This window comes from Streptomyces sp. NPDC047108, from assembly GCF_040643575.1.
Classification (GTDB): Bacteria; Actinomycetota; Actinomycetes; order Streptomycetales; family Streptomycetaceae; genus Streptomyces.
The window spans coordinates 412,679-424,612 of record NZ_JBEYUP010000003.1 but is presented as its reverse complement, the minus strand read 5'-3'; the positions used below and the strand labels follow the sequence as shown (position 1 = coordinate 424,612).

Sequence of the window (11,934 nt, the reverse complement as noted above, 5' to 3'; positions counted from 1 at the left end):
GAAATTCGGTCGCCCCAGGTCACAAGGCGGAAACTGCTGACGATCCGTCAGGGTAAAATCGGGAAAATATCGCCTTCAGCCAACCGTGGGAAAAAACAGCTTCAGCTCGCGCTCGGCCGACTCGGCCGAGTCGGACGCGTGGATGAGGTTCTCCCGCACGATGGTGCCGAAATCGCCGCGAATGCTGCCGGGAGCTGCGGCGATCGGGTCGGTCGGGCCCGACAGGGTCCGCAGGCCCTCGATGACCCGCTCACCCTCGACGACCAGCGCCACGACCGGGCCGGACGACATGAACTCCACCAGCGGCTCGTAGAACGGCTTGCCGACGTGCTCGCCGTAGTGCTGCTCCAGCAGGGAACGGTCCAGCCGGCGCATCTCCAGAGCGCTGATCCGCCAATCGGCCTTCTTCTCGATACGGCCGATGATCTCACCGATCAGACCGCGTCGGACGGCGTCGGGCTTGAGCAGGACGAGCGTGCGCTGGCTCACGGTGCGAGCTCCTTCGGGGTACGCCGATGAATGGCGGCAATGTGCGGGTGCGAAGAGGCTACATGGGTGAACCGACGCGCCGTCACACGGTGTCCGGCCCAGGTGCCGCCGCAGCGTCCGCCTGAGCCGCGAAGCGCGCCTTCGCCTCGTCGACCTTCCGCCCGAAATGGACCGAGGCCCACCACAGGCCCCCGAAGAGCACACCGAGGAAGAACATCACGGGTACGACGAAACCGGCGGCGATCAGCCCGATCTGCAGCATCCATCCGACGGGCACGGCGCCGGGGCGGGAGAGCATGCCGCACAGCAGCAGGCTGACCAGCATCACCGTACCGCTGACGCCCCAGACCACCGCCGGGGACAGCTCCGTGGTCTGCATGGCCACCAGACCCGCGAAGCCGATCACGAAGAATTCACCGATCAGCGTGGACGCGCACAGGGTTCGCATCTCAAGCCCTCCCGAGCAGCAGCCGGGCCTCGCCGACCGTGATCACCGAACCGGTCACCAGCACGCCCGCTCCGGAGAACTCGTCCTCCTCCTCGGCGAGCGTGACCGCCGACTCCAGGGCGTCGTCCAGCCGCGGTTCGACCTGCACCCGATCCTCGCCGAAGACCTCGACCGCGAGCGCGGCCAGCTCGTCCACGTCCATCGCACGGTGGCTGGAGTTCCGCGTCACCACGACCTCGGCGAACAGCGGCTCGAAGGCCTCCAGGAAGCCCTTCACGTCCTTGTCGCCGCTCATGCCGACCACGCCGACCAGCTTGCTGAAGCCGAACGCCTCGCCGATCGCCGTCACCGCCGCCTGCGCGCCGCCCGGGTTGTGCGCGGCGTCGAGAATGACCGTCGGGCTCTTCCGTACGACCTCGAGGCGGCCCGGCGAGGCCACCGACGCGAACGCCGTACGGACGGTCTCGACGTCGAGCGTCCGGGCGTGTTCCGAGCCGATGCCGAAGAACGCCTCGACAGCGGCCAGCGCCACCGCCGCGTTGTGCGCCATGTGCGCGCCGTGCAGCGGCAGGAAGATGTCCGGGTACTCGCCGCCCAGTCCGCGCAGGGTCAGCAACTGGCCGCCGACCGCGACCTCGCGGGAGGTGACGCCGAACTCCATGCCCTCGCGGGCGACGGTGGCGTTCTTCTCGACCGCGCGCTTGAGCATGACCTGCGCCGCGTCGACCGGCTGCTGCGCGAGCACGACGGTCGCTTCGTCCTTGACGATGCCCGCCTTCTCCCCCGCGATCTCGCCGGGCGTCTCGCCGAGGCGGTCGGTGTGGTCGAGCGAGATCGGGGTCACCACGGCCACCTGGGCGTCGATGACGTTCGTGGCGTCCCAGGTGCCGCCCATGCCGACCTCGACGACCGCCACGTCGACCGGTGCGTCGGCGAAGGCCGCGTACGCCATGCCGGTCAGCACCTCGAAGAAGGAGAGCCGGTAGTCCTGCGAGGAGTCGACCATCTCCACGTACGGCCGGATGTCGCGGTAGGTCTCGATGAACCGCTCGGCGGAGACCGGGGCACCGTCCAGGCTGATCCGCTCGGTGACGGACTGGACGTGCGGGCTGGTGTAGCGGCCTGTGCGGAGTTCGAAGGTGGCCAGCAGCGCCTCGATCATGCGGGCCGTGCTGGTCTTGCCGTTGGTGCCGGTGATGTGGATGGACGGGTAGGCGCGCTGCGGCTGCCCGAGGACGTCCATCAGGGCCTCGATCCGCTGCACCGACGGGTCGAGCTTGGTCTCCCCCCAGCGGTCCGCGAGCTCCGCCTCGACCTCGCGCAGCGCCTTGTCCACCTCGGGATCGGCGGGGCGGGCGGGGACGGCGTCGCCCTGCGGCGGTCCGGCCTGCGTCCGCAGGGTCCGGCTGCCGGCTTCGATCACGGCGAGATCGGGGTCGCGGTCGGTCTCCTCACCCACGATCTCGTCGAACCGGTCGAGAGGGTCAGGGGTGCCGTCGGAATCGTCGTGCGGAGGGAAGTCACTCACGCCCCCAGTCTACGGAGCGGGCAGGAGGGCTCCGGGCGGCAGGGGCGGCCCCGGGCCGGGATGCCTTTCCGCGCTCTCCCCGCCCGCCCTCAGGACAGGCGGACGGGGAGCCGGGCTACGGATCAGGTCTGCGGCAGACCGGCGAGCTGGGCGGAGATCCGCTCGATGTCGGCCTGGGCGGTCGCCTGCCGCCCGCGGATCTTCTCGACCACGTTGTCCGGGGCCTTCGCGAGGAACGCCTCGTTGCCGAGCTTCGCCGTCGTCTGCGCGAGTTCCTTCTCCGCCGCCGCGAGGTCCTTGGCGAGCCGCTTCCGCTCGGCCTCGACGTCGATGGCGCCGGACAGGTCGAGGGCGACCGTGGCCCCGGCCACCGGCAGGGTGGCGGTGGGCGTGAAGCCCTCGCTCTCCGGCTGGAGACGCAGCAGCTGCCGGATCGCGTCCTCATGGGCGGCGAGTGCCGGGCTCGCGGCCAGGTCCAGGCGGGCCGGGACCTTCTGGCCGGGCTGGAGGCCCTGGTCGGCGCGGAACCGGCGGACCTCGGTGACGACCTGCTGGACGGTCTCGATCTCCTGCTCGGCCGCCCGGTCGCGGAACCCGCCGTCCTTCGGCCAGTCGGCGATGACGACCGACTCCTGTCCGGTGAGCGTCGTCCACAGCGCCTCGGTGACGAACGGGACCACCGGGTGCAGCAATCGCAGCGTGACGTCGAGGACCTCGCCGAGAACGCGCCGGGAGGCGTCCGCCGCCGGGCCGCCCTTGGCGAAGGTCGTCTTGGACAGCTCGACGTACCAGTCGAAGACCTCGTCCCAGGCGAAGTGGAACAGCACGTCGCTGAGCTTGGCGAACTGGTAGTCGTCGTAGTACGCGTCGACCTCGGCGACGACGCTGTACAGCCGGGACAGGATCCAGCGGTCCTCGGCGCGCAGCTCCTCGGGGGCCGGGAGTTCGCCTTCGATCGTCGCGCCGTTCATCAGCGCGAAGCGGGTCGCGTTCCAGATCTTGTTGGCGAAGTTGCGGGACGCCTGGACCCAGTCCTCGCCGATCGGCACGTCGACACCCGGGTTGGCGCCGCGGGCGAGGGTGAAACGGACGGCGTCCGAGCCGTACTTGTCCATCCAGTCCAGCGGATTGACCGCGTTGCCAAAGGACTTGGACATCTTCTTGCCGAACTGGTCGCGGACCATGCCGTGCAGGGCGATGGTGCGGAACGGCGGGGTGCCGTCCATCGCGTACAGCCCGAACATCATCATCCGGGCGACCCAGAAGAAGAGGATGTCGTACCCGGTCACCAGGACCGAGTTCGGATAGAACTTCTCGAGGCTCTCGGTCCGCGCGGGCCAGCCGAGGGTGGAGAACGGCCACAGGCCGGACGAGAACCAGGTGTCGAGCACGTCGCTGTCCTGACGCCACCCGTCGCCGCTCGGCGGCTCCTCGTCCGGACCGACGCAGACGACCTCGCCCTCCGGCCCGTACCAGACGGGGATGCGGTGGCCCCACCAGAGCTGGCGCGAGATGCACCAGTCGTGAAGGTTGTCGACCCAGCCGAAGTAGCGGGACTCCATCTCCTTGGGGTGGATGTCCACGCGGCCGTCGCGGACGGCGTCGCCCGCGGCCTTCGCGAGCGGGCCGACCTTGACCCACCACTGCATCGAGAGGCGCGGCTCGATGGTGGTCTTGCAGCGCGAGCAGTGCCCGACGGAGTGCGTGTACGGGCGCTTCTCGGCGACGATCCGGCCCTCGGCACGCAGCGCGGCCACGATGGTGGACCGGGCCTCCAGGCGGTCGAGCCCCTGGAACGGGCCGTGCGCGGTGATGACCGCGTGCTCGTCCATGACCGCGAGGTTCGGCAGGTCGTGACGTCGGCCGATCTCGAAGTCGTTCGGGTCATGGGCGGGCGTCACCTTGACGGCGCCGGTGCCGAACTCCGGGTCCACGTGCTCGTCGGCGACGACCGGGATACGGCGTCCGGTGAGCGGCAGTTCGATCTCGGTGCCGACGAGGTGGCGGTAGCGCTCGTCGTCGGGGTGGACCGCGACGGCGGTGTCGCCGAGCATCGTCTCGGCGCGGGTCGTTGCGACGACGATCGAGGAGTCCCCCTCGCCGTAGCGGATCGAGACCAGCTCGCCCTCGTCGTCCTGGTACTCCACCTCGATGTCCGAGATGGCGGTCAGGCAGCGCGGGCACCAGTTGATGATGCGCTCGGCACGGTAGATCAACTCGTCGTCGTAGAGCCGCTTGAAGATGGTCTGGACGGCCTGGGAGAGGCCCTCGTCCATGGTGAAACGCTCGCGGGACCAGGCGACGCCGTCGCCGAGGCGCTTCATCTGGCCGGAGATCTGGCCGCCGGACTCGCCCTTCCACTTCCAGACGCGCTCGACGAACGCCTCACGGCCCAGGTCGTGCCGGGACTTGCCCTCCTTGGCCAGCTCGCGCTCCACGACGTTCTGCGTCGCGATGCCGGCGTGGTCCATGCCGGGCTGCCACAGCGTCTCGTGACCCTGCATCCGCTTGCGGCGGGTGAGGGCGTCGATCAGCGTGTGCTCGAAGGCGTGGCCGAGGTGGAGCGAGCCCGTGACGTTGGGCGGCGGAATGACGATCGTGTACGGCTCTTTGTCGCTCTTGGCGTCCGCCTCGAAGTAGCCGCGCTCTACCCAGCGGTCGTACAGCTGCCCCTCTACCTCGGCCGGTGCGTACTGAGTCGGCAGGTCTGCTGGGCGCGCGCTGTTGGCCCCGTGCTCGGGGCGCTGGGTGTTGTCGGTCACGACGGCCAGTGTAAGGGCCGGGTCGGGGCGGTTACGAACCGCTTCCCGGGCTCCCGCGTACCGCTTCCCGGGCCCCTCATCGCCCGACATGCGCCCATCGCGCCGCACCTGTCCGCAACAGTTTCGAACCTGTTGCCGCCCCGAGGTAAAGCCCGCATAAGGCGTCCGGGAGGATGAGCCCAACTGTCTTGTCAACGAGGGGATGCAATGAGTCACCACCAGCCGCCACCACAGTCCGGGCCCTATGGGGGCGGCGCCCCGAATCCCTACGGGCAGGGCGGTGCGGCAGGGCAGCCCGGCTACGGATATCCGCCCCAGCCCGGGCAGGGCCAGGTCCCGCCCCAGCAGGGTTACGGCTACCCCGGGCAGGGCCAGCCTGGCCCCTACGGTCAGCCGCAGCAGCCCGGTCCGTACGGTCAGCCCCCTCAGCCGGGCCCCTACGGGCAGCAGCCGGGGCCCTACGGGCAGCAGCCGTACGCCCCGATGCCGCCCGTGCCTCCGCAGGGCGGTGGCAACGGCAAGAAGATCGGCATCGTCGTCGGCGCGGCCGTGGCCGTCGCGGCGGTGGGCCTCGGGATCTTCTTCGTCGCGGGCGGCGGCGACGCCGAGGACGACGGGCCGCACAAGCTGACGACGCCCGCCACGGTCGCGGCCGAGTACAAGCGTCAGGGCAGCGGCAAGGACGGCTCCGGCATCGGTCCCAGCGACGCGGACGACCTCAAGGAGATCCCGGGCATCGTCGACGCGCACCCCGTCCAGGCCGAGTACGCCACGGACTCCAGGAAGCAGATGCTGCTGACCGGTCTCTGGGGCAAGGTCGAGAACCCCGAGCAGGTCGTGGACGCCATGTTCGTCGTGCTGACGAAGTCCGCCGACGAGGACGGTGAGGCCCAGCCCATCGGGAGCCCGGAGCAGGTGGAGCCGGAGGGTCTGGGCAGCGCCGTGATGAAGTGCCAGAAGTTCAAGATCACCAATGACGACCCCAGCGCCCGCGTGAAGTCCGCCACGCTCCCCATGTGCATCTGGGGCGACTCCAGCACCGTCGGCGGGGCCTTCCTGATGGACCCGCTGGCCGCGATCGCCGGCAACGCCGACATCGGCGAAGCCGCGGAGACCACCGCGAAGGTCCGTAACGACGCGCGCGTCCCGCTCAAGAACTAGCGACACCCACGCACCCGAGAGGAACTCCATGAGTCACAACCAGCCGGGACCGTACGGCGGTCAGCCCCCGCAGCAGGGCCCGTACGGCGGGCAGCCGCCCCAGCAGCCCGGCCCGTACGGCCAGCCGCCGCAGCAGCCGCAGGGTCAGCCCGGGTACGGCTACCCGCAGCAGGGCGGCGCCGTGCCTCCGCAGCAGGGCGGCTACGGCTACCCGCAGGGCCAGCCGCAGCAGCCGGGCCCGTACGGGCAGCAGCCGCAGGGGGGTTGGGGCACTCCCCCGCCCCCGCCGCCCGCGGGCAGCAACAAGGGCAAGATCCTCGGCATCGTCGCCGGTGCGGTCGCCGTCGCGGTCATAGCCATCGGCGGCATCATGCTGCTGGGCGGCGGTGGCGGCGAGTACAAGCTGGACACGCCGGACACGGTGCTGGGCGGCGACTACAAGAAGGACCCCGCACTGACGCAGCAGCAGGGGGTCAAGTCCCAGTCCGGTAGCGGCAACGGCATCGAGAACGGCAAGACCGCCAATGCCGGGTACGCCGGCAAGGACGGCAAGACCGTCCTGTCGTTCAGCGGCGCATACGGCGATGTCACGGACCCCGACGAGGCCGTGGCCGCCATGCTCAAGGCTCTGCCCAACTCCGAGTCGGCGAAGGAGCAGAAGCCGTCCGGCTTCGACGGCAAGATCATGAAGTGCGGCGAGGCCACCTTCGGGAAGGTTCCGTTCTGCGTCTGGGGCGACGAGAGCACCGTCGCCATCGCGGTGTGGGGCCCCAAGCCGGGCACCACCGACCCGAGCGTTCTCAGTGAGAAGCCCTCGGCCGAGGAGTGGGCGGAGACCACCGCGAAGTTCCGCAACGACGTGCGCGTGAAGAAGTAGCGCACCGAGTCCGCAACGCGTAAGGGGCGCCCGGCAGTTGCCGGGCGCCCCTTACGTTGGGTCTGCGGTGCGCGCTACGCGCTCTTCTCGTGGCGCTCGCCCTTTCCGATCGCACGCGGCTCGCGCGGGACCAGCGTCGGGTTGACGTTGGAGTGGACGACGTCCTCGGTGATGACGACGCGGGCCACGTCCTTGCGGGACGGCACCTCGTACATCACCGACATCAGGACCTCTTCCATGATGGCGCGCAGGCCGCGCGCGCCCGTGCCGCGCAGGATCGCCTGGTCGGCGATGGCCTCCAGCGCCGGGCGGTCGAAGTCCAGCTCCACGCCGTCGAGTTCGAAGAGGCGCTGGTACTGCTTGACGAGCGCGTTGCGCGGCTCGACCAGGATCTGGAGGAGCGCTTCGCGGTCGAGGTTGTGGACGGAGGTGATGACCGGGAGGCGGCCGATGAACTCCGGGATCATCCCGAACTTCACCAGGTCCTCCGGCATGACCTCGCGGAAGTGGTCCGAGGAGTCGACTTCGCGCTTGGAGCGGATGGTTGCGCCGAAGCCGATGCCCTTCGCGCCGGCCCGCGACTCGATGATCTTCTCCAGACCGGCGAAGGCACCGCCCACGATGAACAGCACGTTCGTCGTGTCGATCTGGATGAACTCCTGGTGCGGGTGCTTGCGGCCGCCCTGCGGCGGGACCGAGGCCGTCGTGCCCTCGAGGATCTTCAGGAGTGCCTGCTGGACGCCCTCACCGGAGACGTCGCGTGTGATCGACGGGTTCTCACTCTTCCGGGCGACCTTGTCGATCTCGTCGATGTAAATGATGCCCGTTTCGGCCTTTTTGACGTCATAGTCGGCGGCCTGAATGAGTTTGAGAAGAATGTTCTCGACGTCCTCGCCGACGTAGCCCGCTTCCGTCAGGGCCGTCGCATCGGCGATCGCGAAGGGGACGTTGAGCATCCGGGCGAGCGTCTGGGCGAGCAGCGTCTTGCCGGAGCCGGTGGGGCCGAGCAGCAGGATGTTGGACTTCGCCAGCTCGATGCCGTCGTCGCGGCCGTTCTGGCCGTTCTCACCGGCCTGTACGCGCTTGTAGTGGTTGTAGACGGCCACCGACAGCGCCTTCTTGGCGGCCTCCTGGCCGACGACGTACCCCTCGAGGAACTCGTAGATCTCCCGCGGCTTGGGGAGTTCCTCCCACCGGACCTCGGAGGTCTCGGCGAGCTCTTCCTCGATGATCTCGTTGCAGAGGTCGATGCACTCGTCGCAGATGTACACACCGGGCCCTGCGATGAGCTTCTTCACCTGCTTCTGGCTCTTCCCGCAGAACGAGCACTTGAGCAGGTCGCCGCCATCACCGATGCGTGCCACGAGGTGCTTCCCCTTCGCCTGGGATCTGCATCACGTACGCAGACCCGGGTGCTTGCCTATCGACGGTACCTTGCCGGGCCCCCCGTGCGGGCCCCCCTTGGGCCGGTTCACTTGACCGTGACCGGACCCAAGGGGATTTGTCGACAGTGCGACGTCAGCCGCCGAGCCCGACCGAGCTCTTGCGGGTGGACACGATCTGGTCGACCAGACCGTACGCCAGCGACTCCTCGGCCGTGAGGATCTTGTCGCGCTCGATGTCGTCGCGGATCTTCTCGATCGGCGTCGTGGAGTGCTTCGCCAGCATCTCCTCGAGCTGCGAACGCATCCGCAGGATCTCGTTGGCCGCGATCTCCAGGTCGGACACCTGGCCACGACCGGTCTCGCTGTACGGCTGGTGGATCAGGATGCGCGCGTTGGGCAGCGCCATCCGCTTGCCGGGGGTGCCCGCGGCGAGCAGCACGGCCGCGGCGGAGGCCGCCTGGCCCATGCAGACCGTCTGGATGTCGGGCTTCACGAACTGCATCGTGTCGTAGATCGCCGTGAGCGCGGTGAAGGATCCGCCGGGCGAATTGATGTAGACGGAGATGTCCCGGTCGGGGTCCATCGACTCCAGGCACAGCAGCTGCGCCATGACGTCGTTGGCGGAGGCGTCGTCGATCTGCACACCCAGGAAGATCACGCGCTCCTCGAAGAGCTTCGCGTACGGGTCGTACTCGCGCACGCCCTGGGAGGTGCGCTCGACGAAGCGCGGGACGACATAGCGGGACTCGGCGACCGGGCCTTGGTACAGGCCGCTACCGGGGAAGTTGTTCATCTGGGTGTTCACATCCTGGAGGCGATCAGTGGGCTGGGGTCGGCTGCGGGTTACGGGGCGGGCGCTCATGCGCCGGTGCCGCCTCCGCCCGGAATGCCGGTCGCCGTGGCCATGACCTCGTCGACCAGGCCGTACTCCTTGGCCTCCTCCGCGGAGAACCAGCGGTCGCGGTCGGAGTCGTGGGTGATCTGCTCGATGCTCTGGCCGGTGTGCAGCGAGGTCAGCTCCGCCATCTTCTTCTTGGTGCGCAGAAGCTGCTCGGCGTGGATCTTGATGTCCGATGCCGAGCCGGCCAGGCCCGCGGACGGCTGGTGGATGAGGATCTCGGCGTTCGGCAGCGCGAAGCGCTTGCCGCGCGTGCCCGCGCTCAGCAGGAACTGGCCCATCGAGGCGGCGAGGCCCATGGCGATGGTGACCACGTCGTTCTTGATGTACTGCATGGTGTCGTAGATCGCCATGCCGGCCGTGATCGAGCCGCCCGGGGAGTTGATGTAGAGGTAAATGTCCTTGTCCGGGTCAGCGGCAAGGAGGAGGAGCTGCGCCGTGATCTTGTTCGCGATCTCGTCGTCCACGGGCTGGCCGAGGAAGATGATCCGCTCGTTGAGCAGTCGGTTGTAGACCTGGTCGCCGAGGCCACCGATGGTCGGCTCGCCGGCGGCGGAAGGCATCAGATTCGTCACGTATCCACCTGCTCGATTGGTTGACGGCAGCGCGCCGTCAGCGTCTTCTACTGGGCGCGGGGACTCCCCTGCCCTCATATCTACGGACCCTAACGCGCTGGTCGGCGGCGGCCATCCCGCACAGGGAACTGTTCGCTGTGAGCGCAGGCCCCCGGACGGGGCGGGTCCAGGCCGGTCCGGGCGGGCGCCCGCACCCCCGCCGTCCCGTCCCGCGGCGCCGTGGAAGTCGGCGGGACGGCCCGCGCGGCGCGCGGTGAGCCGGGACGGGCCCGGTACGCGGTGTACGCGTCCGGGCCCGTCGACGGGTCAGGCGACCGAGGCTCAGGCCTCGGACTTGTCCTCCGCGGCCTCGGCGGCGCCGCTCTCGCCCTCGGCGGCGGCCTCGACGGTCTCGCCGGTCTCGTCCTCGTCGTCGAGGTCCACGACCTCGCCGTTGGTGTCCTTGACCGTGGCGGCCTCGACGACCACCGCGAGGGCCTTGCCCCGGGCGACCTCACCGACGAGCATCGGCACCTGGCCGCCCTCGACGACCGCCTGCGCGAACTGGTCGGGGCTCATGCCGGAGGACTGGGCGCGGCGCATGAGGTGCTCGGTGAGCTCCTCCTGGCCGACGTTGAGCTGCTCCTTGTTGACCAGCTCGTCCAGGACGAACTGGGTCTTGATGCCCTTCTCCGCCTGCTCCTTCAGCTCGGCGTCGAACTCCTCGGCGGTCTTCTCCTGGATCTTGAGGTATCCCTCGAGGTCCAGGCCCATCTGACCGAGCTGGTGGTGCTCCAGGTTGTGCTTGCGGGTGCGGATCTCGTCCTCGAGGAGCTTCTCGGGGATCGGCACCTCGACGAGCTGGATGAGGGCGTCCAGGACCTTCTCCTGGGCCTGGGTGGCCTGGTCGTACTTCTTCATCTGCTGTAGGCGCTTGCGGCTGTCCGCGCGCAGCTCCTCGAGGGTGTCGAACTCGCTGGCCATCTGGGCGAACTCGTCGTCCAGCTCGGGCAGTTCGCGTGCGGCGACGGTGGAGACCTCGACCTTGACCTCGGCCTCCTTGCCCGCGGCGGAGCCGCCCTTGAGCTCGGAGGTGAAGGTGGCGGTGGAGCCCGCCTCGACGCCGGTGAGGGCCTCGTCGATGCCGTCGAGGAGCTCGCCGGAACCGATGGTGTAGGTGACGCCCTTCGCGACGCCGTCCTCCAGGACCTCGCCCTCGACACTGGCCTCGAGGTCGATCGTCACGACGTCGCCCTCGGCGGCGGCGCGCTCGACCGGGCTGGTGGAGGCGAAGCGCTCACGGAGCTGCTCGACGGACTTCTCGATCTCCTCGTCGGAGACCTCGATGGCGTCGACCTCGACCTCGATGCCGGAGTAGTCCGGGATCTCGATGGCCGGGCGGATGTCGACCTCGGCGGTGAAGGCGAGGAGCTCGTTGTCCTTGAGCTCGGTGATGTCGACCTCGGGCTGGCCCAGCGGGTTCAGCTCACCCTCGTTGACCGCCTCGGTGTAGAACTTCGGAAGGGCGTCGTTGACGGCCTCCTCGAGGACCGCACCGCGACCGAAGCGCTGGTCGATGACGCGCGCGGGCACCTTGCCCTTGCGGAAACCGGGCACCGTGACCTGCTGGTTGATCTTCTTGTACGCCGCGTCGAGGCTGGGCTTGAGCTCCTCGAAGGGCACCTCGACAGTGAGCCGAACCCGGGTCGGGTTCAGGGTCTCCACGGCGCTCTTCACGGTTCGGTCTCCTTGGGGGCTGATTTCTGGGGTTCTGCCGCCTCGGCACGGCCGAGTTCGACGGATCGCACCCGGAGAGAGACACACGGGCACGT

Annotated in this window: 10 protein-coding genes; 2 read left to right on the top strand and 8 right to left on the bottom strand. The window is 69.1% G+C overall.

What is annotated here, in order from left to right:
- Positions 1–75: 75 nt before the first annotated feature.
- The 4 genes from ndk to ABZ822_RS10060 all read right to left on the bottom strand — a co-directional run bounded on the left by ndk (position 76) and on the right by ABZ822_RS10060 (position 5,227).
- The gene (gene ndk, locus ABZ822_RS10075; RefSeq protein ID WP_360849800.1) at positions 76–489 is read right to left on the bottom strand and encodes a nucleoside-diphosphate kinase; all 414 of its coding nucleotides are present in this window, start codon (positions 487–489) and stop codon (positions 76–78) included.
- Between the two features lie 82 nt (positions 490–571).
- On the bottom strand, positions 572–937 hold the full coding sequence (locus tag ABZ822_RS10070) for a DUF4233 domain-containing protein (protein ID WP_360849797.1): 366 nt from the start codon (positions 935–937) through the stop codon (positions 572–574).
- Position 938: 1 nt separating this feature from the next.
- A complete protein-coding gene (locus ABZ822_RS10065) occupies positions 939–2,465 on the bottom strand; it encodes a folylpolyglutamate synthase/dihydrofolate synthase family protein (RefSeq protein ID WP_360849794.1) in 1,527 nt (508 codons plus the stop codon).
- 122 nt (positions 2,466–2,587) lie between these two features.
- The gene (locus ABZ822_RS10060) at positions 2,588–5,227 is read right to left on the bottom strand and encodes a valine--tRNA ligase (protein WP_360849791.1); all 2,640 of its coding nucleotides are present in this window, start codon (positions 5,225–5,227) and stop codon (positions 2,588–2,590) included.
- Between the two features lie 207 nt (positions 5,228–5,434).
- Here ABZ822_RS10060 and ABZ822_RS10055 point away from each other — a divergent pair, with 207 nt between their 5' ends.
- Positions 5,435–6,388 carry a hypothetical protein gene (locus ABZ822_RS10055; RefSeq protein ID WP_360849788.1) on the top strand — a complete coding sequence of 318 codons (954 nt, stop codon included), beginning with the start codon at positions 5,435–5,437 and terminating at the stop codon, positions 6,386–6,388.
- Between the two features lie 28 nt (positions 6,389–6,416).
- Positions 6,417–7,265 (top strand): hypothetical protein, encoded by an 849-nt coding sequence (locus ABZ822_RS10050; protein WP_360849785.1) that lies wholly within the window; start codon positions 6,417–6,419, stop codon positions 7,263–7,265.
- A 74-nt stretch (positions 7,266–7,339) separates the two neighbouring features.
- On the opposite strand, the gene clpX is transcribed toward ABZ822_RS10050, so the two are convergent.
- The 4 genes from clpX to tig all read right to left on the bottom strand — a co-directional run bounded on the left by clpX (position 7,340) and on the right by tig (position 11,839).
- Positions 7,340–8,629, bottom strand: a complete 1,290-nt coding sequence (gene clpX / locus ABZ822_RS10045) for an ATP-dependent Clp protease ATP-binding subunit ClpX (RefSeq protein ID WP_360849782.1) — start codon at positions 8,627–8,629, stop codon at positions 7,340–7,342.
- A 154-nt stretch (positions 8,630–8,783) separates the two neighbouring features.
- The gene (locus ABZ822_RS10040; protein WP_360850467.1) at positions 8,784–9,443 is read right to left on the bottom strand and encodes an ATP-dependent Clp protease proteolytic subunit; all 660 of its coding nucleotides are present in this window, start codon (positions 9,441–9,443) and stop codon (positions 8,784–8,786) included.
- A gap of 65 nt (positions 9,444–9,508) precedes the next feature.
- Positions 9,509–10,111 (bottom strand): ATP-dependent Clp protease proteolytic subunit, encoded by a 603-nt coding sequence (locus ABZ822_RS10035; protein ID WP_360850464.1) that lies wholly within the window; start codon positions 10,109–10,111, stop codon positions 9,509–9,511.
- A 333-nt stretch (positions 10,112–10,444) separates the two neighbouring features.
- Entirely contained in the window at positions 10,445–11,839 is a 1,395-nt protein-coding gene (gene tig, locus ABZ822_RS10030) for a trigger factor (RefSeq protein ID WP_360849779.1), read from the bottom strand.
- Positions 11,840–11,934 lie beyond the last annotated feature (95 nt).